Origin of the sequence: Alkalithermobacter paradoxus, assembly GCA_002029295.1 — a bacterium.
In the GTDB taxonomy this organism is placed as follows: Bacteria; Bacillota; Clostridia; order Peptostreptococcales; family Peptostreptococcaceae; genus Alkalithermobacter; species Alkalithermobacter paradoxus.
This window is the reverse complement of sequence record MZGW01000002.1, coordinates 237,085-257,632: the sequence shown is the minus strand read 5'-3', so window position 1 is coordinate 257,632 and position 20,548 is coordinate 237,085. Positions and strand designations below refer to the sequence as shown.

Here is a 20,548-nt window from a genome sequence, read left to right as displayed (position 1 = left end):
TCCTTACTGTGAAATCTATCTTACCACAATAAATTTTAAGTGTCAAGACTAGGGGGTCCTAGTCTTGAAGTATTGAAAACTCTATCTCTTTAAGCTCTATATTCACTTTGCTAACTTTTACCTTAACTTCATCTCCTATTGTATATGTCTTCTTAGTATGTTCTCCTCTTAAGGTATAGCTATTTGCATCAAATATATAGTAATCATCATCTAGCGAAGATAATCTTACCAGACCCTCTATAGTATTGTCAAGTTCTATAAATATTCCAAAAGAGGTAACACTTGATATGATACCATCAAATTCCTCTCCTATTTTACTTGACATATACTCTGCTTTTTTGAGATCTTCTACATCTCTTTCTGCATCTTCTGCTGCTCTTTCTCTTAGTGAAGATTGTTCAGCTGAATATGCTACTATATGCTTTAAAGCTTCACTTCTTGAGCTAGTTATCTTTTTGTTTAAGAATTCTTTAATTATCCTGTGTATCTGAAGATCAGGATATCTTCTTATAGGAGATGTAAAATGTGAATAGTATTTTGCAGCAAGACCAAAGTGTCCTATACATTCAGGAGAATATCTTGCTTGTTTTAAAGACCTTAGCATAAGTGTATTTATAACTCTTTCTTCTTTTTTTCCTTCAACTTCTTCAAGAAGTTGTTGTAAAGCTTTTGGCTGTACGCTTTCAAGATCTCCTTTTATAAAATATCCAAAAGCCGATAAGAACTTATTAAAATTCTCAATTTTCTCTACGTGTGGAGTTTCATGAACTCTGTAGACAAAAGGAATTGATAACCAATAGAAATGCTCAGCTATAGTTTCATTACTTACAAGCATGAATTCTTCTATTATCCTATTAGCTATTCTTCTTTCATATTTTACTACATCTTCCACACGACCTTTTTTATCTAATAATATCTTAGCTTCTGGGAAATCAAAATCTATAGCCCCTCTTTTATATCTTCTTTCCATTAGTATTCTTGCTAACTTTTCCATATTTCTAAAATAAGGAACTAAATTTTCGTATTTTTTTATTAAATCTTGATCTTCATTTTCGAGTATATCAGATACATCCGTATATACCATTCTAGCTTTAGAATTTATAACTGTTTCTGCTATGTCATAATTTAATACATTTCCATTTTTATCAATTTCCATGAATATAGATAGTGTCAATCTATCTACATTCGGATTCAAACTACATACTCCATTTGAAAGTTTCTTAGGAAGCATAGGTATAACCCTATCTACTAAATATACTGAAGTTCCTCTTTTTAAAGCTTCCTTGTCAAGTTTAGAGTTTTCTTTTACATAGTGAGTAACATCTGCTATGTGAACTCCTAGTTTATAATTTCCATTTTCTAAAACTTCAATTGATACAGCATCATCTAAATCTTTAGCATCTGCTCCATCTATAGTAAATGTTATTTTATCTCTTAAATCTAATCTTCTTTCTATTTCTTCATCAGGTATATTTTCATCTACCTTGTCAGCCTCTGCTAATACTTTATTAGGAAACTCTTCAGGAAGGTCATGTTGTCTTATTATAGATAATATATCTATACCTACATCTTCCTTTTTACCTAAGATCTCTATAATTCTTCCTTCAGGGTTTCTTCCCTTTTGTGGCCATTGGGTTATTTCACATACAACTTTGTATCCATCTCTGGCATTCATATTTTGACTTTTTGGTATATATATATCCATTCCAAAACGCTTATTATCCGGAACTACAAATCCAAAATTCTTGCTTCCTTCATAAGTTCCAACAACAGTTTTGGTTGCTCTTTCTATTATCCTTATTATCTCTCCTTCAGCTCTTTTGCTTTCTGTTGAGCTTTCCATTATTCTTGCTATTACTTTGTCGTTGTGAAGTGCTCCATTCATACAATTAGCAGGTATAAATAAGTCTTCCATAGCTTCTTCATTTGAAATTACAAATCCATACCCCCTTTGATGAGTTAAGAGTCTTCCTACAAATAAATTCATTTTACTTGGCAATCCATATTTATTCTTTTTAGTTTTGTATATATACCCATCTTGCTCCATTTCATCTAGCATATTAAAAAACATAGCCTTTTCTGATTTGTGTATATCAAATATACTTGCAAGTTCTTCTGCACTTAAAGGATTGTATGCCTTTTCTTTCATAAATTGAAGCAATGAGTTTTTTAACTCTACATTCATTTTATTTCCTCCTAATAAGGTGTATATTAAAACATATATTTAATGTATATATTTTATCCATTTCTAAATTAATTTATATTATTTTTCAATCACTTTAATATTTCCAGCTCCCATTTTAATATCTATATTTACTTTTTTCTGTGAAGTATTATAGTTTGGGGACAAATAATAGGTATCAAATTTTTCCCAATTTGAATTTGGCAATTCTATATCTTTAACAAGACCCTTAAAATCTACTTTAAGTCCTAAATCTTCTTTTGTAAAAATTTCTATATTACCTGCACCCATATTTATATTAATATTATTATTGTATAATTTATCTCCTAATATTAACTTAAAGTTCCCAGCACCTGAATCTATATTTAAATCTTTTACTTTTAAATTACTAAGATCAAACTTTGAATTTGCAGCCCCTATCTTAGCATCTATATTCCATAATATATCTTCATTTATATAAAACATATAGTCTTTTTCTCTTATTCTATTGTACATATTCAAATTATTATTTTCCTCAAAGCTTACTATAGCTCTTTTATTATCATTTTTAAAATCCACATTATAATCTACTCTTCCTTTTGGAACATACCCCTTAACTAGTACACTTTCAGTTGAATCTATATCTAAATTCACTGCACCAAGCTTTAAATCTAAACTCCCATTTTCTACATCTAACTTATTCTCTATAATTATGCTTTCGTTGCCCATAGCATTCATATTTATATATTTTTCTTCCTGTATGTAGCCGTAAGCTACAAGAATCAAAAAAAATAAAATCCAGCTTATAGTATTTATCATTTTATTTTTGTTAAATATTATATTTATCCCAATTATAACTAATACAATCGGCCAAAGATCAAATATTCCTGGTATTATAGACCAAGTAATAATATTTAAATTTTTAAGTATCAAAAATCCACCTAACATAACAAGGAATATACCTAAAGATGAATTATTTTTGTTCAAGTTACTTATCCCCTTCCTTTTTTAATATAAGAAAAGCACCTGCACATATCATTATAACTGGAATTAGACTTTTAAAATCTATCCACCCTAAATATCTTCTACTCATAAATCCTATACCTAAAAAAATTAACACTGCTCCAAATAAAATCCTATTTTTATCATTTTGACCATTATATTCCTTTTTATACTCATTTTCTTTAACCAATGCACTAGCATCTTTTCTTTCTGGTATTATTATAAGACATATAATATATGCTCCTACCCCTACTCCCATAGTAGAAATTAAGACCCAAAACAATCTAACTAGCGTAGGATCTATTTCGAAGTATTCTGCTATACCTCCACATACTCCACCTATAATTTTATTTTGATTTGATTTATATATCTGCTTTTGCATATATATCTCTCCTTTCTATATTAACTATATGTTACTTTCCAATATATTCTACTTGTATTAATACTATTATACTACTAAATGTAGTATTTCTATAATTAAATTTAACGAAAAAAGCTTCTGGGTTATAACCCAGAAGCTTTTATTTTTTATTCAAAGAATTTTAGTAGCATTCCACCATATTGAACAAATAATGGAGCGAATACTAATGCAACTATTGTCATAAGCTTAATTAATATATTTATAGATGGTCCAGAAGTATCTTTGAATGGGTCACCTACAGTATCTCCAACAACAGCAGCCTTGTGAGGATCGCTACCTTTTCCACCGTGATGTCCTTCTTCTATATACTTCTTAGCATTATCCCATGCTCCACCAGCGTTAGCCATCATTATAGCCATAAGAACTCCTGATACTAATGATCCAGCAAGTAATCCACCTAATGCTTCAGTTCCAAGTAATAATCCTGTAGCTAAAGGAGATAATACTGCTAAGAATCCTGGGATTCTCATTTCTTTTAATGCTGCTCCAGTTGATATATCAACACATCTTGCGTAATCTGGCTTTCCTTTACCTTCCATTATTCCTGGTATTTCTCTAAATTGTCTTCTAACTTCTTCTATCATTTGGAATGCAGCTTTACCAACTGCTTCCATAGTTATAGCTGAGAATAAGAATGGAAGCATTCCACCTATTAACATACCTGCTATAACAGCTGGGCTTGTTAAGTTTATAGATGATAAATTAGCAGCTGCAGTATAAGATGCAAATAGTGCAAGAGCTGTTAAAGCAGCTGATCCTATTGCAAATCCTTTACCGATTGCAGCTGTAGTATTACCAACAGCATCTAGCTTATCAGTAACTTTTCTAACTTCTTTTGGAAGTTCACACATTTCTGCTATACCACCAGCATTATCTGCTATAGGTCCGTAAGCGTCAACTGCAACTGTCATACCTGCAGTAGCAAGCATTCCAACTGCTGCTATAGCTATACCGTAAAGTCCTGCAACACCATAAGCTAATAATATACCTATTGCTAAAACTAATATCGGCCATGCAGTAGAAACCATACCTACAGCAAGTCCTGAAATTATTGTAGTAGCTGGTCCAGTCTCTGATTGATCAGCTATCTTTTTAACGTGAGAATATTCTCCAGATGTATATACTTCTGTTAATTGTCCTATTATCATACCTACAGCAAGTCCTATTACTATTGCCCAGAACCCTTGTAGATTTCCTAATAATTGTCTAGATAAAACAAATGCTACTACTACTGTTATTATACCTGATACATAAGTACCCATTTTTAAAGCTTTGTGAGGATCTGAATTTTCATCACCTTTAACAAAGAAAGTTCCTATTATAGAAGCTACTATTCCTACAGCAGCTAAAGCTAATGGGAATGCTGCTCCATTTACTCCGTAAGCTATTAAACCTAAAGTCACTGATGATATTATTGATCCTACATATGATTCGAAAAGGTCTGCACCCATACCAGCAACGTCTCCAACGTTGTCTCCAACGTTATCTGCTATAACAGCAGGGTTTCTTGGGTCATCTTCTGGTATTCCTGCTTCAACTTTACCAACAAGGTCTGCACCAACGTCTGCAGCCTTTGTATATATACCTCCACCAACACGTCCAAATAGTGCTAGTGATGAAGCTCCAAGTCCAAAACCTGTTAATATATTAGCTGCTACACTTGGATCATATCCCATATTAGTAAGAATGAAATATAATAGCCCTACTCCTAGTAATCCAAGACCAACAACTGACATACCCATTACTGCTCCACCTGAGAAAGCAACGTCTAAAGCTTTGTTCATTCCGCCTTCTTTAGCTGCATTAGCAGTTCTAACGTTAGCTTTTGTAGCAACTTTCATTCCAAAGAATCCTGCAAGTGTTGAGAATAAAGCTCCTACTAAGAAACAAATAGCTGTCATTACGTTGATTCCAGCTGCTAAAACAACAAATAAGATTGCAATGAATGGTACAAGAGTTTTGTACTCTCTAGTTAAGAATGCCATCGCACCTTCATGTATGTAAGAAGAAATTTCTTTCATTCTATCATTGCCAACGTCAACTTTATTTATTTTGCTTGTTAATGTATAAGCAAACAATAAAGCAACAAGGCCAACTACAGGTGCTAAAATTGTGTAGTTCATGTTTTTTCCTCCTCTATTAATTTTTGTTTTTGCATTTAAATAATAAATCCCAATTTAATGGGATAACTCACTATTGTATTGCGACAAGTGCTATAGCAACTACTATAAATAGTGTCGCACAAACAGATGTTACTTTTGCAAGTATAGCATCCGTTCCTCTTCCTCTACTTGCTGCCATTTGATTTGAATTTCCACCAAATGCCTCTGACATTCCAGAACCTTTTCCAGATTGTAACAATACACTAGCTATTAAAACTATACTAGTTATTAGCTGTATTACCATTAGAAATGTCCTCACTGTATACCCCCCTTTATCAACAAAATCAACATACCTATTTTAACACATCAATACCCATAAATCAACAGAAAAACAAGGCAAAACAAAGCTATTTACATCGCTTTATTCTGCCCATGTATATTTTAATTTATTCTATTTTCTGTAAATTATTTCTTTATATTGTAGAATGCTTCCATTCCTGGATATTGTGCTACTTCACCTATTATTTCTTCTATTCTTAATAACTGGTTGTATTTAGCAACTCTATCTGTTCTAGATGGAGCACCTGTTTTGATTTGTCCTGCATTAACAGCAACTGCTAAATCTGCTATTGTAGCATCTTCTGTTTCTCCTGATCTGTGAGAAATAACAGCTGTGTATCCAGCTCTTTTTGCCATTTCTATAGCATCTAGAGTTTCTGTTATTGTACCTATTTGATTAAGTTTTATTAGTATAGCATTAGCAGTTTTATTTTGTATTCCTGTTCTTAATCTTTCAGTATTTGTAACGAATAAATCGTCTCCTACTAATTGTACTTTGTCTCCTAATTTATCAGTAAGTAATTTCCAACCATCCCAATCTTCTTCATCTAATCCATCTTCTATAGATACAATTGGGAATTTAGATACTAATTCAGCATAGAAATCTACCATTTCAGCTGAAGTTAATTCTCTTCCTTCTCCTTCAAGAACATATGCATTTTTCTCTTTGTTGTATAATTCTGTAGCAGCAACGTCAAGTGCAAGTTTAACATCTACTCCTGGCTCATATCCAGCGTTTTTAATAGCTTCTACTATAACTTCTAACGCTTCTGTATTTGATCCAAGGTTTGGAGCAAATCCTCCCTCGTCACCTACTGCAGTGTTTAATCCTTTTCCTTTTAATACAGTTCTTAAGTTGTGGAATATTTCAGCTCCCATTCTTAGAGCTTCTGCAAATGACTTAGCTCCAACTGGCATTACCATGAATTCTTGAATGTCTACATTGTTATCTGCATGAGCTCCACCATTTAATATATTCATCATAGGAACTGGAAGTTGCTTAGCATTTACTCCACCAATATATTGGAAAAGTGGCATTCCTAAAGCTTCTGCTGCAGCTTTTGCAACAGCCATAGATACTCCTAGTATAGCATTTGCTCCTAATTTTCCTTTGTTTTTAGTACCATCAAGTTCTAATAATAATTTGTCTATTCCTACTTGATCTAATGCGTCCATACCAACAAGTTCTGGAGCTATTATTTCGTTAACATTGTTAACAGCTTTTTGAACACCTTTACCTAAGTATCTATCCTTTTCTCCATCTCTTAACTCAACTGCTTCGAAAGCTCCTGTAGATGCTCCTGATGGAACAGCAGCTCTACCCATTACTCCATCTTCTAATATAACTTCAACCTCTACAGTTGGGTTTCCTCTTGAATCTAATATTTCTCTAGCAAATACATCTTGAATTGTTGTCATATTTGTTGCTCCTCTCTTTTTATGTTTTTATATTAATTATTTTATTATTAAACTTTGTCCTGTCATTTCAATTGGCTTATCAAGTCCCATTATATCTAATACTGTAGGTGCTAAATCAGAAAGTCTTCCACCTTCTCTTAGTTTAACACTCTCATTAGTTACAACTATACATGGAACTTCATTAGTTGAATGAGCTGTTACAACCTCTCCAGCTTCATTTAGCATTTCTTCTGCATTTCCATGATCTGAAGTTATTATAACACTTCCACCTAATGAAACTATCTTTTGAACTACCTTTTCTAAGCAATCGTCTACAGCTTCTACAGCTTTAACAGCTGCATCTATAACTCCTGTATGACCTACCATATCAGGATTTGCATAGTTCAAGACTATAAAGTCATACTTATCTTCATCTATTTTGTTTATAAGTTCTTCTGTAAGTTCATAAGCTGACATCTCTGGTTTTAGATCGTATGTTGCAACTTTCGGAGATGGTATTAATTTTCTATCTTCGCCTTCATTTGCCTCCTCAACTCCGCCATTAAAGAAGAACGTAACATGAGCGTATTTTTCAGTTTCTGCTATTCTAAGTTGCTTCATACCTTTTTTGCTTAGATACTCTCCAAGCGTATTAGTAATTTTCTCAGGTCTAAACGCAACGTGTACATTTTGAATAGTTATATCGTATTGAGTCATACATACAAAAACTGTTTTAATGTGTTTTCTTTCAAATCCATTAAACTCTTCATCAACAATAGCTCTTGTTATTTGTCTAGCTCTGTCAGGTCTAAAGTTAAAGAATATAATAGAATCATTTTCTTTTATTTTAGATACTGGATTTCCATTTTCTAATATAACAGTAGGATCTACAAACTCATCAGTTTGACCTTTATCGTAAGAATCCTTTACTGCTTTTAGTGCACTTTCACAAGTTTGCCCTTCTCCATTTACCATAGCTTTATAGGCAAGCTCTGTTCTTTCCCATCTTTTATCTCTATCCATAGAATAGTATCTTCCAGAAACAGTAGCTATTTTACCTATTCCTATTTCATTCATATATTCTTCTATTTCAGCTATATACTGTAGTGCACTGCTTGGTGGAGTATCTCTTCCATCTAAAAATGCATGAACATACACATTGTTTAAGCCTTCTTTTTTAGCAAGTCTTAGCACACCCTTTAGGTGATCTATATGACTGTGTACTCCTCCATCTGATAAAAGTCCCATAACATGAAGATTGTTTCCTTCTTTCTTTGCATTTTCAACTGCTTTTAACAGTTCAGGATTTTCAAAGAAGTCCCCATCTTCTATAGACTTTGTTATTCTAGTAAGTTCTTGATAAATTATTCTACCTGAGCCTATGTTTAAATGTCCTACTTCCGAATTTCCCATTTGTCCATTTGGAAGTCCAACATCCATACCACTTGTTTTTATTGCAACATTTGGATAAGTAGCAATATATTTATCAAAATTCGGAGTATTTGCTTCCTTTATAGCATTTCCAGTTTTAGAATTGCTGATGCCCCAACCATCTAATATTATTAAGGCTACAGGTTTTTTCATACTTAATCACTCCTTAAAAATTAACCAGTTCTACATAATCTGCTGGATTTAAGCTAGCTCCTCCAACTAAAGCTCCATCTATATCGTCTTCGTTCATTATTTCTTCTACATTGCTAGGTTTTACACTTCCGCCGTACTGTATTCTAACTTCTTCTGATACATCTTCACTGTAAATGTTCTTTATTACTTCTCTTATATATCCGATCACATCATTAGCATCTTTGCTGCTTGCTGTTTTACCAGTTCCTATCGCCCAAACAGGCTCATATGCTATAACTACTTTCTTAGCATCTTCAGAAGATACACTTTTAAATGCTTCTTCAACTTGAACCTTTACAACATCTTTAGTTTTGTCAGTTTCTCTTTCTTCTAAAGTTTCTCCAACACATACTATAGGCATTATGTTATGCTCTATAGCTTTTAATGTTTTTTTGTTTACAGTTTCATCAGTTTCATTAAAATACTGTCTTCTTTCAGAATGTCCTATAACCACATAATCTATACCTATCTCTTTAAGCATTAAAGGAGATACTTCTCCTGTGAATGCACCATTTTCTTCAAAGTGCATATTTTGAGCTGCTAATTTTATGTTAGTTCCTTCAGTAGCTTTTTTAAGTTCTGTAAGCATAGTAAATGGAGCACATATCACAGCTTCAACATCAGTATTGTTTATTTTGTCTTTAACTTCATTTACAAATTCTACGGCTTCTTTTATAGTTTTGTGCATTTTCCAGTTTCCAGCAATTATTGGTTTTCTCATATTTAACACCCCTTAGAATTATTTGTTATTTAAAGCAACTATACCTGGAAGCTGTATACCTTCTAAAAATTCTAAAGATGCTCCCCCACCTGTTGAAATATGAGTCATTTTATCTCCAAAACCTAATATGTTTACAGCAGCTGCACTATCTCCTCCACCTATAACAGTTGTAGCTTCACTCTCTGCCATAGCTTTAGCAACAGCTTTAGTTCCATTTGCGAAGTTTTCAAATTCAAATACTCCCATAGGTCCATTCCATATAACTGTTTTAGCATTTTTTACTGCATCTGAGTAAATTTCACTAGTTTTCGGTCCTATATCAAGTCCCATATATCCATCTTTTATATTTTGATCTTCCGTTGTTACAGGCTGTGCATCAGCTGCAAACTTGTCGGCTGTAATATGGTCAACTGGAAGTAATAAATTAACTCCCTTATCCTTAGCTTTCTTAACCATTTCATTAGCGTAGTCAAGTTTATCTTCTTCAACTAATGAGTTTCCTACTTCGAAACCTTGAGCTTTTAAGAATGTATAAGCCATTCCTCCACCTATTATTAAAGTATCAACTTTTTCAAGTAAATTGTTTATTACATTTATTTTATCTGAAACCTTAGCTCCACCTAAGATAGCAACAAATGGTCTTTGTGGATTTTCTACAGCTTCACCTAAAAACTTAAGCTCTTTTTGAATTAAGTATCCGCATACAGAAGTATCAACAAATTCTGTAACTCCAACAGTTGAGCAGTGAGCTCTATGTGCTGTACCAAATGCATCATTTACGAATATATCTGCTAAAGATGCTAATTCTTTAGAGAAGTTTTCTTCATTTTTAGTTTCTTCTTTCCTGTATCTTGTGTTTTGAAGAAGTACTATATCTCCGTCTTTCATATTTTCTACTGCTTTTATAGCATTTTCTCCAACTACATTATCATCTTGAGCAAAATGAACTGCCTTTCCTAAAAGTTCATAAAGTCTTTTAGCAACTGGTTCTAAAGAAAGTTCTGGTTTAGGTTCTCCTTTTGGCTTTCCAAGATGTGAGCAAAGAATTACTTTAGCTCCTTTTTCTATTAAGTATTGAATAGTAGGAAGTGCTCCTATAAGTCTATTTTCATCTGTTATAACTCCATCTTTTAACGGCACGTTAAAGTCACATCTTACTAATACTCTCTTACCTTTTACATCTATATCTTCTATTGTTTTTTTATTAAACATCGACATAAATTAATCCCCTTTCATAAAAATAGTCCGGTCCCGTAGTAATCACTACAAAACCCGGACCATTTTGTGTCTTATATTTTAGGTAATTATTTTGAAATATTTACAAAGTGTTGTAAAGTTCTTATTAATTGAGCTGTATATGACATTTCATTATCATACCAAGCTGCAACTTTAACTAATTGCTCTCCGTTTACTTCCATAACTTTTGTTTGTGTAGCATCAAATAATGATCCATAGTGGATTCCTATTATATCAGAAGATACTAATTCTTCTTCAGTATATCCGAATGATTCATTAGCTGCTGCTTTCATAGCTGCATTTACTTCATCTACACTTACTTTCTTTCCTAATGTACAAACAAGTTCAGTTAAAGAACCAGTTATTACAGGAACTCTTTGAGCTCCTCCGTCTAATTTTCCTTTTAATTCTGGTATAACTAATCCTATAGCTTTAGCTGCTCCAGTTGAGTTTGGAACTATATTAGCTGCTGCAGCTCTAGCACGACGAAGATCTCCTTTTCCGTGAGGTGCATCTAATGTATTTTGATCATTTGTGTAAGCGTGGATAGTAGTCATGAATCCTTTTGTTATACCAAAGCTATCTTCTAAAACTTTAGCCATTGGAGCTAAACAGTTAGTTGTACAAGAAGCTCCTGATATAACTGTTTCTGAACCATCTAATATTTCGTGGTTTACGTTAAATACAACTGTTTTAAGATCTCCTGTTGCTGGTGCTGATATAACAACTTTTTTAGCTCCAGCTTTTATATGACCTTCTGCTTTTTCTTTAGAAGTAAAGAATCCTGTACATTCAAGTACTACATCTACTCCTAGCTCTCCCCATGGTAAGTTCTCTGGATTTCTTTCAGCTGTTACTTTTATTTCTTTTCCATTTACAAGGAATGCTCCTTCTTTAACTTCTATTTCTCCATTGAAACGTCCTTGAGCTGAGTCATACTTGAATAAGTGTGCTAGTGTCTTAGCATCTGTTAGGTCGTTTATTGCAACAACCTCAAACTCAGGCTTATCTAGCATTAATCTTAATGCTAATCTTCCTATTCTTCCAAAACCATTAATAGCAACTTTAATCATGATTATTCCTCCTATAATTTTAATTTTATATAAACTAATATAATTAAACTAAATTAACTCTAATATTTTGTTTGCTGCACCTTGATCTGTTATCAATACTAAATCTTTTTTTACTTTAGATATAGCTATTATAGCTTCTGCTTTTTTACTTCCACCTGCTATACCTATGGCATTTTCTATTGACTTGAAGTCCTCAACAGTTATTCCTATCGTGCTAGTTTCATAGACTTTTTCTCCATTTCTATTAAAGTAATGTCCAAAAGCCTCCCCAACTGCACCTCTTGAATTTATAAGTCTAATTCCTTCTAAATCCATCTTCCTTCTTTCAGCCATATCTTCTGACTTTCCTATTCCAAATATTAATATATTGACATTCTTTATATATTCTAATGTGGTATTAATATCTGGCTCACTCATCAAACTTTCCATTATATCTTTTCCTACATTATCAGGAACATGAAGTAGTCTATAGCTTCCACAAAGTTTTTTGCCTACTGTAGCGGCTATAGTATTTGATTGAATTTCAACTTCTCTACCTAGTCCACCTCTTGCCGGAACTACTAAGATATTCTTTTCTTTTTTGAACTCTGGCAAACACTGTGCAAATTCAAACATAGTATTTCCACCAGTGACTCCTATTATTACATTATCTTTTAAGATGCTCATTAAATATTTGTATGTAGATTTCCCTATATCCTTTATAACAGCTTTGTTATCATCGCTATTTCCAGGAACTATTATTACTTTTTTTATTTTAAGTTTTTGCTTAATTTGCTCTTCAAGATGCGAAATTCCCATAACTTCATCCATTAGCTCTTTTAAATCATCAAGTACATCTAATCCATTTTGATTTATAGTCATTCCAGATACTTGAACTTCTATAAGGCCTTGATTTTTTAAAAACTCAATTTCAGATCTTGTAGTTCTCTCGCTTAGTTCTAGTAAATTAGCTAATGCTCTTCTACCTATAGGTTCATTTAATGATATTTGTTTTAGTATAGAATATCTTCTTTCTGTTACCTCTAAAATTTCTGGAACTAGTTTTTTTTGGATTTCTATTAACTTTCTCATATCTTTATCCCCCTGGGGTTGTTTTTATCCCAGTATGCGTTTTATGTCCCAAAGAGACAATTTTTTTGTGGGACATTTATTGCCCTATATCAAGCTTGCGTCCCACATTTTTAATTTTATAATACTATATATTTTTTTTCAAGTTATTTTTGTGTAAATTAGAAAGTTTTTCTTCTCGAGGAAGATTCTATCCCAAGTTCTTCCCTGTATTTAGCTACAGTTCTTCTTGAGATGTTTATATTTTTCTCTTTGAGAATATTACATATTTTTGCATCACTGTGTGGGCTACGCTTGTTCTCAAGGCTTATTATATCCTTTATTATATTCTTTATACTTGTAGAAGCTATGTCCTCATTTTCCTTTAAATGGGAGCTAAAAAAGTATTTTAATTCAAATAGCCCATATGGTGTGTGTATATATTTTCCATTTACAGCTCTGCTGACTGTCGATTCATGAATATTAAGATTATTAGCTACATCTTTTAGCGTCATAGGTTTTAGATGTTTTTTTCCATGCCTAAAAAATTCGAGCTGTTTATTTAGTATTTCATTAGATACTTTGAGTATTGTATTTTTTCTACTTTCTATATTTTTTATTAATGTAATAGCACTATTTAATTTTTCTTTTATATATTCTCTCGCTTCATCATCTTTAGTATTTTTTAAAACTTCTTCATAAAAACTATTTATGTGTATTCTTGGTATATTTTTTTCATTGATTCTGACAAGAAATTTATCCCCTAATTTTTCAACTATAACATCAGGTACTATATAAGTGTTATTATGTATATCAAATTTTCTTCCAGGTTTTGGTTCTAATTTTTTAATTATATCACATATTTCCATAAGTTCTTCTGTTGTTATTTTATATTTTTTACAGATTTCTTTATATTTCTTTTTAGCTAGCAGATTCAAATCTTCGCCTATTATTTTTTCTAAGACATTATTATCGATTCCTAATTGCTTAATTTGGATCAAAAGGCATTCTTCTAGATTTCTAGCTCCTACTCCTGATGGGTCTAGTGTATGAATAAGTTTTATATTTTTTAGTATTGCGTCATTATCAACATTAAGATCTTTTTGTATATCTATTATATCAATTCTTAAATATCCATCTTCATCTATTGAGTCTATTATATACTCTAATATTTTTTTATTTTCTGTATCGAGTTTTATATAGCTTATTTGCTCTTTTAAATAATCATATAGTGTCACATTGTAATTGATAATATTTTCTAAACTATAATTTTCATCGCTTGTATCTACACTACTTACTATTTTACTTTTTTTAGATAAATCATTTATATATCTATTCCAATCTATATTTTCATTTTTTTCAATATCCATCAAAGGATTTTGTTCATTCTCTCTTATTATTTTTTCTTCAAGTTCTATACTGCTCATATTCAAAATATCTAAAGATTGTTTCAACTCTTTAGTTAATGTCAATTTTTGTGTTTGCTTTAAGTCTAAGGAAAATTTCATATCCACAAGCTATCACCATTTTCTAATTTTATAGTGTTTACATTCATTATATCAAAAAAAGTCTTTTTTAGCTTGTTTTTAATATCCATATATTTTTAACATATACTGTATCTTCCAATATATTTATACGTCTTCAAGGAAATAATGTTATTGTAAGTTACTGTAAATAAAATTATGAGGAGGTATTTTTGTGAAATCATTTTCAAGAAAGATATGCACTTTGATTTTAATTTCTTTTTTCACTTTGACTAGTTTGAATATGGTATTTGCAGACACAGTGTATACAGTCGTAAGTGGAGATAGCATGTGGAAAATAGCTGTTAGATATCAAATAGGTCTTTCAGAGATAATAAATGCAAATCCACACATAAAAAATCCTGATTTAATATATCCTGGAGATAAACTTACAATACCAAATATAGATAATGTTAAAGCTATGGAGCAAGAAGTTATAAGACTTGTTAATATAGAAAGATCTAAGCATAATCTTCCTCCACTTTCTCATAATTGGGAGTTATCTAGAGTTGCTAGATATAAATCTCAAGATATGATAGATAAGAACTATTTTTCTCATACATCTCCAACATATGGAAGTCCTTTTGATATGATAAAAAGCTTTGGTATTAAGTTTTCTGCTGCAGGAGAAAATATAGCTTACGGTCAGAGAAGTGCTCAAGCTGTTGTAAATGCATGGATGGGTTCTGAAGGTCACAGAAGAAATATATTATCTTCAAATTTCACTCAAATAGGTGTTGGATATGCCGTTAATAAATCCGGAGTTCCTTATTGGACTCAGATGTTTATAAGACCGTAAAAAAGTCTTTCTTTGAAAGATTTTAAAGGTAGACTTTTTTGAAATTCATAACGAAAATTATAAATTATCCACAATTCAAGAAGTTTATAATTTCCTATTCATTATAAAAAAAACTCCCTTTTGGGAGTTTTTTACAATCTATCTAATCCTTGTTTTAAATCTTCTATTATATCTTCAACATTCTCAAGTCCTACGGATAATCTAACAAGTCCATCACTAATTCCTGCTTCTAATCTTTCTTCTCTTGTATATGGAGAGTGAGTCATAGATGCTGGATGCTGAATTAATGTTTCAGTGTCACCTAAACTTACAGCTAATCTACATAATTCTAGTGAATTTAATAGCTTTTTACCAGCTTCAACTCCACCTTTAACTTCAAATGCTATAAGCCCTCCAAATCCATCCATTTGTTTTTTAGCAAGTTCATGTTGAGGATGACTTTCAAGACCTGGGTAGTAAACTGTTTCTACTGCAGGATGAGTTTCTAAAAACTCAGCAACTTTTTGAGCATTCTCACAGTGTCTTTGCATTCTAAGTTCTAAAGTCTTCATTCCTCTTAATATTAAATACCCATCAAATGGACTAAGCGAAGCTCCTGTCATATCTTTAACTCCAAATAATCTAACTTGAGTTAAGAATTCTGCACTTCCTGCTACGAATCCAGCTATAACATCTCCGTGTCCATTTAGATATTTAGTTGCAGAGTGCACTACAACATCAGCACCAAGTTCTATTGGCCTTTGAAGGTAAGGAGTACAGAATGTATTGTCTACAACAAGAATACACCCTTCTTTTTCATGCGTTGCTTCACTTATAGCTTTTATATCTACTATTTTTAAGTTTGGATTTGCAGGAGTTTCTATGTATACAACTTTTGTATTGTCTTTCATTGCATTTCTTATATTATCAGGATTAGATGTATCAACAAAAGTTACTTCAACACCGTATCTAGTAATTCCATGACTTAAATATGCATATGTACATCCATATAGTGTTTTATCTGCAATCATATGATCTCCAGCTCTTAAAGCAGTCCATAACGCAGATGTTATAGCTCCCATACCTGAAGCTACAGCCATAGAAGCTTCAGCTCCCTCTAATGCAGCCAGTTTTTCTTCAAGTTGAGTCAATGTAGGATTTCCAAGTCTTGTATATATATATCCACCTTCTTCTAGTGCAAATCTCCTCCCCCCTTGCTCTGCACTATCAAATATATACGTTGAAGTTTGGTATATAGGAGTTGCTAAAGATCCTGATACAGGGTCCTTAGTATATCCTGCGTGTATAGCTTTAGTAGCAAAACCTTTGTTATTTAAGTTTTTCATATTTTTACCTCCCACTAAATATAGTTCTTTACAATTTTACTAAAGCAAGTTTTATGCCATTCTAAAAGTTAAGCATTTATCAATATTTATTACAATCAAAAAAAGATGTGGAAAAATTTCTTTCCACATCTTTTTTATATTGTAAATTTTTATTTCCACATGTAAATTTTTATTTCCATTTTATATCGTATTTTCTTATCTTATTAACTAATGTTGTATGGGATACCCCTAGTGCTTTAGCACTTTTTCGTATAGTATTATATTTTTTCAAAGCTTCTAATATAGCTTCTTTTTCAGCTAACTCAACCACATCAGATAGAAATAGGTCTACACCTAATGACTTATTTTTATTATTTTCTATAATTCCATTTGTAAAGTCTATCATAAGGTCTTTACATTTTAATATTTTTTCATCACATAAGTTCATAGCTCTCTCAACTACATTCTCAAGTTCTCTTATATTTCCAGGCCATTCATACTCCATCAGCTTATTTATAAACTTCATATCAAACCCGATAATTTTTTTACCTAACTTTTTATTTAGTTTATCTATAAAGAAGTTAACTAGCAAAGGTATGTCTTCCTTACGACTTCTTAAAGGAGGTAAATATACAGGTATTACGTTTAGTCTGTAATAAAGATCTTCTCTGAATGTACCATCTTTTATCATTTTTTCTAAATTTTTATTAGTAGCAGTTATAATTCTTACATCTATATCTTCTTCTTCACTACTACCAATTCTTCTTATTTTACCCTCTTGAAGCACTCGAAGAAGTTTAGCTTGGAGAACCATAGAAAGCTCCCCTATTTCATCTAAAAATATAGTCCCACCTTGAGCTTCTTTAAAAAGACCTTTTTTTCCACCTTTTAATGCACCTGTAAAACTCCCTTCTTCATACCCAAACAGTTCACTTTCTAATAACTGTTCTGGAAGAGCTGCACAGTTTACAGGTACAAAAGGTTTGTCACTTCTTTTGCTTAAAAGGTGTATACTCTTTGCAAAAACTTCTTTACCAGTACCACTTTCTCCTCTTAACAAAACTATAGAGTTACCACTTGATATAGCTTTAATCAGTTCCTTTATTTTATTTATTTCAATACTATTTCCAATAACATCTTTAAATACACTCTCATCAGTATTAGATACTATATTTGCAAGTTCTATAACCTTGTTTATATCTTTTATGGATGCTACTGCTCCTAGTATATTTCCATAATCATCTTTTATAGCTCTTCCAGTTGTTAAATAGTGACTTTCTCCTCTTTTCGTTTTTATCTTCATTTCTAGATTGTTATAACTTTGACCTTCTTTTATTAGACTTATTATAGGAGCGTCACTTGAAAGAAGCTTAGTTATATGCTTTCCTACAAGTTCTTCCTTTGTATAGTTAAATATTTTTTCACAGTAATTATTGAATATTTCTATTTGTCCAGTTTTATTTATAGCTATTATTCCTTCTTCAACAGAATCTATAAAAGCTAATATTCTTCTCTCATGTTCCTCACTTGGCATTAGTTTTATTTCTTTTATATTCAATACACCGTTTAAATTCCGTATATTTCTTATTAGTATATCTTTTTTATTTTCATCTATTTTATCTATCTTTATATATACCTTCTTTAGAAATACCTCCGTAGATGTAACACTTATGTTTATTGCAAATATTTCTTTTAGTATGTCAAGAGCCATACCTATCCTATCTTCTGTGAGTATTTCTAATCTAAGACAGCTATACATAGGCTTACCCCATGTTTTTTATTATTGTTTTTATATTTTCTTCATCAAATTCATATTTTTCATTACAAAAATGACATGAAATCTCAGCTTTCTTATCTTGTTCTAAAATTTCATTTAATGTGTTTTTTCCTAAAGTTATCAAAGCTTTCTCTATTCTTTCTCTATTACAATCGCACTCAAATCTAACATTGTGTTTTTCTAAAACTTCGTATTCAATACCTTCTAAAACTATAGCGACTATATCTTGTGGTGTTTTTCCTTCTTCTATCAATTTAGATATTGGAAGCATATTAGATAAATTCTTCTCTAAAGTTGATATAATTTCTTCACTAGCATCTGGCATAAGCTGAACTATAAACCCTCCAGCAGCTTTAACAGAATAATCAACATCAACTAAAACCCCTAAAGCTACAGCAGACGGTTGCTGCTCTGAATGTGCAAAATAAGCTGTAAAATCTTCAGCTATCTCACCACTAACTATTTGATATTTTCCTACGTAAGGCTTTTTAAGTCCTAAATCTTTTATAACAGTCATACTTCCAGTATTTCCCACGGCAGCTGAAACATCTAACTTCCCAGCATACTTTAAAGGCACATCTACATCAGGGTTTGAAACATATCCCTTCACAACTCCTTTTGAGTTTGCAACGGTAACGATACTTCCAATAGGACCATTACCTTTTATAGTTATAGTTAATTTATCCTTTTCACCCTTCATCATAAGCCCCATAATAGAACTAGCCGTAAGAGTTCTTCCTAAAGCTGCAGTTGCAACTGGAGTAGTGTTGTGAGTTTTTCTTGCATTTTCAACCATTTCAGTTGTAAGTGCAGCAAAAATTCTAATAGTATGTTCTTTATTGGTTGCTCTTATTACATAATCTTTCATAAAAATTACCTCCTTAGTGTAAACTAACAAATACCCTGACACATGTCAGGGTTATAAATTAATTATTTCTTAGCTATAAAAAATACTCTTTCACCTTCTCCATCATCTCTTTGGAATGTGAAGTCTTTATATACCTTTATATCTTTAAAATTAGCATTTTTAAGTAGCATCACAATTTCTTCATTTGTATATGCCCTTTGATAGTGAGTTTCTTCGAATCTCTTGAATTTGTCATCTTCTTTAACAAAGAATGCTAAATTCATTTCTACCAGATTCTCATTTTCATCAAAGTAGTTTTCCCATATATATGCTATATCTTCTCTATTTTCTCCAAATGTATTATTATGAAGAATGTTTGATAACTTAAAGTAAGAGCTTATATCAAATACAAACAAACCTTCTTCTTTTAAGATAGAATATACTTTTATAAACAATTCTTCAAGCTGTACATCATCTAATATATAATTAAATCCATCACATCCACAAAGAACACAATCCATATCATACACATCAAAATCAAGCTGTGTCATATCTTGATTCAAAAGAACTATATCTAATCCTTCTTTATTTATTTTTTCTCTAGCTATACTAAGCATTTCTTCAGATATATCTATACCCACTACATTATACCCTCTTTTAGCTAGAGGAATAGTTAAGTTTCCTGTTCCACATGCAAGTTCTAATATGTTCTTTACTTTTACATTTTCTTTTTTATATATACTCTCTATGTAGTTTGTCCACTCATTATAGTCAACTTCATTCATAAGTTCATCATATATAAATGCAAAATCTTCATATTGATTCATCGATTTCTCCTTTATTTTCTACTTTCTTTTTCTTTTTAGAAGTCATTATTCCTCCTATTTTTCCAGCTTCCTTAGCAGTAAGACCACCCCAACCAAGTTCATTAACCTTATCTATAAGCCCAAGTTCATTTGCTATCTCGTATTTCATTATATCATTTTCTGTAAGTATTTTCTTCTTTTTATTTTTAGACATTAATATCCCTCCGTGATTTTTATATTAGAATATATATTTGATTTTTAACTTTCAAATATTTTTTTATTCTTATTCTCTTTCTGCTTTTTTCGATTTATTTCATCATTTTTATCTAAACATATTGATTTTTCTTAAATAAATGATAAAATAATATT

The 20,548-nt window shown here is 31.5% G+C and carries 18 protein-coding genes; 1 reads left to right on the top strand and 17 read right to left on the bottom strand.

Features of this window, described 5'->3' with window-relative positions; genetic code table 11:
* Nucleotides 1–58: 58 nt before the first annotated feature.
* From rnr to rpoN, 12 genes are all read right to left on the bottom strand, one after another.
* A complete protein-coding gene (rnr, locus tag CLOTH_RS04205) occupies nt 59–2,185 on the bottom strand; it encodes a ribonuclease R (protein ID WP_079411514.1) in 2,127 nt (708 codons plus the stop codon).
* 78 nt (nt 2,186–2,263) lie between these two features.
* Nucleotides 2,264–3,148, bottom strand: coding sequence for a LiaF transmembrane domain-containing protein (locus CLOTH_RS04200; RefSeq protein WP_079411512.1), 885 nt, complete (start codon nt 3,146–3,148; stop codon nt 2,264–2,266).
* Nucleotide 3,149: 1 nt separating this feature from the next.
* On the bottom strand, nt 3,150–3,545 hold the full coding sequence (locus tag CLOTH_RS04195) for a PspC domain-containing protein (protein WP_079411510.1): 396 nt from the start codon (nt 3,543–3,545) through the stop codon (nt 3,150–3,152).
* Between the two features lie 146 nt (nt 3,546–3,691).
* Entirely contained in the window at nt 3,692–5,707 is a 2,016-nt protein-coding gene (locus CLOTH_RS04190; RefSeq protein ID WP_079411508.1) for a sodium-translocating pyrophosphatase, read from the bottom strand.
* A 70-nt stretch (nt 5,708–5,777) separates the two neighbouring features.
* Nucleotides 5,778–6,005, bottom strand: coding sequence for a preprotein translocase subunit SecG (gene secG / locus CLOTH_RS04185; protein WP_079411506.1), 228 nt, complete (start codon nt 6,003–6,005; stop codon nt 5,778–5,780).
* Between the two features lie 146 nt (nt 6,006–6,151).
* Nucleotides 6,152–7,444, bottom strand: coding sequence for a phosphopyruvate hydratase (gene eno / locus CLOTH_RS04180; protein WP_079411504.1), 1,293 nt, complete (start codon nt 7,442–7,444; stop codon nt 6,152–6,154).
* Nucleotides 7,445–7,480: 36 nt separating this feature from the next.
* On the bottom strand, nt 7,481–9,007 hold the full coding sequence (gpmI, locus tag CLOTH_RS04175) for a 2,3-bisphosphoglycerate-independent phosphoglycerate mutase (RefSeq protein WP_079411502.1): 1,527 nt from the start codon (nt 9,005–9,007) through the stop codon (nt 7,481–7,483).
* Nucleotides 9,008–9,020: 13 nt separating this feature from the next.
* Nucleotides 9,021–9,767 carry a triose-phosphate isomerase gene (gene tpiA / locus CLOTH_RS04170; protein ID WP_079411500.1) on the bottom strand — a complete coding sequence of 249 codons (747 nt, stop codon included), beginning with the start codon at nt 9,765–9,767 and terminating at the stop codon, nt 9,021–9,023.
* An 18-nt stretch (nt 9,768–9,785) separates the two neighbouring features.
* Nucleotides 9,786–10,985 (bottom strand): phosphoglycerate kinase, encoded by a 1,200-nt coding sequence (locus CLOTH_RS04165; RefSeq protein WP_408605808.1) that lies wholly within the window; start codon nt 10,983–10,985, stop codon nt 9,786–9,788.
* An 86-nt stretch (nt 10,986–11,071) separates the two neighbouring features.
* Nucleotides 11,072–12,076 (bottom strand): type I glyceraldehyde-3-phosphate dehydrogenase, encoded by a 1,005-nt coding sequence (gap, locus tag CLOTH_RS04160; RefSeq protein ID WP_079411499.1) that lies wholly within the window; start codon nt 12,074–12,076, stop codon nt 11,072–11,074.
* Nucleotides 12,077–12,124: 48 nt separating this feature from the next.
* Nucleotides 12,125–13,147 (bottom strand): sugar-binding transcriptional regulator, encoded by a 1,023-nt coding sequence (locus CLOTH_RS04155; protein ID WP_079411498.1) that lies wholly within the window; start codon nt 13,145–13,147, stop codon nt 12,125–12,127.
* A gap of 158 nt (nt 13,148–13,305) precedes the next feature.
* Complete coding sequence (gene rpoN, locus CLOTH_RS04150) at nt 13,306–14,631, bottom strand: RNA polymerase factor sigma-54 (protein ID WP_331722008.1); 1,326 nt, start codon at nt 14,629–14,631, stop codon at nt 13,306–13,308.
* 190 nt (nt 14,632–14,821) lie between these two features.
* Between rpoN and safA the strand changes: the two genes are divergently transcribed.
* Nucleotides 14,822–15,445 (top strand): SafA/ExsA family spore coat assembly protein, encoded by a 624-nt coding sequence (safA, locus tag CLOTH_RS04145; RefSeq protein ID WP_331722001.1) that lies wholly within the window; start codon nt 14,822–14,824, stop codon nt 15,443–15,445.
* A 131-nt stretch (nt 15,446–15,576) separates the two neighbouring features.
* On the opposite strand, the gene megL is transcribed toward safA, so the two are convergent.
* The 5 genes from megL to CLOTH_RS04120 form a co-directional block, all read right to left on the bottom strand.
* Nucleotides 15,577–16,770 (bottom strand): methionine gamma-lyase, encoded by a 1,194-nt coding sequence (megL, locus tag CLOTH_RS04140; protein WP_079411495.1) that lies wholly within the window; start codon nt 16,768–16,770, stop codon nt 15,577–15,579.
* 169 nt (nt 16,771–16,939) lie between these two features.
* Nucleotides 16,940–18,508 carry a sigma 54-interacting transcriptional regulator gene (locus CLOTH_RS04135; RefSeq protein WP_079411493.1) on the bottom strand — a complete coding sequence of 523 codons (1,569 nt, stop codon included), beginning with the start codon at nt 18,506–18,508 and terminating at the stop codon, nt 16,940–16,942.
* Between the two features lie 4 nt (nt 18,509–18,512).
* The gene (gene hslO / locus CLOTH_RS04130) at nt 18,513–19,394 is read right to left on the bottom strand and encodes an Hsp33 family molecular chaperone HslO (protein ID WP_079411492.1); all 882 of its coding nucleotides are present in this window, start codon (nt 19,392–19,394) and stop codon (nt 18,513–18,515) included.
* A gap of 62 nt (nt 19,395–19,456) precedes the next feature.
* Nucleotides 19,457–20,200, bottom strand: a complete 744-nt coding sequence (locus CLOTH_RS04125) for a class I SAM-dependent DNA methyltransferase (protein WP_079411490.1) — start codon at nt 20,198–20,200, stop codon at nt 19,457–19,459.
* Complete coding sequence (locus CLOTH_RS04120) at nt 20,187–20,393, bottom strand: small, acid-soluble spore protein, alpha/beta type (RefSeq protein ID WP_079411488.1); 207 nt, start codon at nt 20,391–20,393, stop codon at nt 20,187–20,189. The genes CLOTH_RS04125 and CLOTH_RS04120 overlap by 14 nt, the downstream gene beginning before the upstream one ends.
* Between the last annotated feature and the right edge of the window lie 155 nt (nt 20,394–20,548).

Bases quoted from the DNA above. Each gene is read 5' to 3' on its own strand.
- hslO (WP_079411492.1), bottom strand. From the start codon at position 19,394: ATGAAAGATTATGTAATAAGAGCAACCAATAAAGAACATACTATTAGA.
- rnr (WP_079411514.1), bottom strand. From the start codon at position 2,185: ATGAATGTAGAGTTAAAAAACTCATTGCTTCAATTTATGAAAGAAAAG.
- tpiA (WP_079411500.1), bottom strand. From the start codon at position 9,767: ATGAGAAAACCAATAATTGCTGGAAACTGGAAAATGCACAAAACTATA.
- CLOTH_RS04155 (WP_079411498.1), bottom strand. From the start codon at position 13,147: ATGAGAAAGTTAATAGAAATCCAAAAAAAACTAGTTCCAGAAATTTTA.
- CLOTH_RS04195 (WP_079411510.1), bottom strand. From the start codon at position 3,545: ATGCAAAAGCAGATATATAAATCAAATCAAAATAAAATTATAGGTGGA.
- CLOTH_RS04120 (WP_079411488.1), bottom strand. From the start codon at position 20,393: ATGTCTAAAAATAAAAAGAAGAAAATACTTACAGAAAATGATATAATG.
- CLOTH_RS04165 (WP_408605808.1), bottom strand. From the start codon at position 10,985: ATGTCGATGTTTAATAAAAAAACAATAGAAGATATAGATGTAAAAGGT.
- CLOTH_RS04190 (WP_079411508.1), bottom strand. From the start codon at position 5,707: ATGAACTACACAATTTTAGCACCTGTAGTTGGCCTTGTTGCTTTATTG.
- eno (WP_079411504.1), bottom strand. From the start codon at position 7,444: ATGACAACAATTCAAGATGTATTTGCTAGAGAAATATTAGATTCAAGA.
- megL (WP_079411495.1), bottom strand. From the start codon at position 16,770: ATGAAAAACTTAAATAACAAAGGTTTTGCTACTAAAGCTATACACGCA.
- CLOTH_RS04135 (WP_079411493.1), bottom strand. From the start codon at position 18,508: ATGTATAGCTGTCTTAGATTAGAAATACTCACAGAAGATAGGATAGGT.
- gap (WP_079411499.1), bottom strand. From the start codon at position 12,076: ATGATTAAAGTTGCTATTAATGGTTTTGGAAGAATAGGAAGATTAGCA.
- CLOTH_RS04125 (WP_079411490.1), bottom strand. From the start codon at position 20,200: ATGAATCAATATGAAGATTTTGCATTTATATATGATGAACTTATGAAT.
- rpoN (WP_331722008.1), bottom strand. From the start codon at position 14,631: ATGAAATTTTCCTTAGACTTAAAGCAAACACAAAAATTGACATTAACT.
- gpmI (WP_079411502.1), bottom strand. From the start codon at position 9,007: ATGAAAAAACCTGTAGCCTTAATAATATTAGATGGTTGGGGCATCAGC.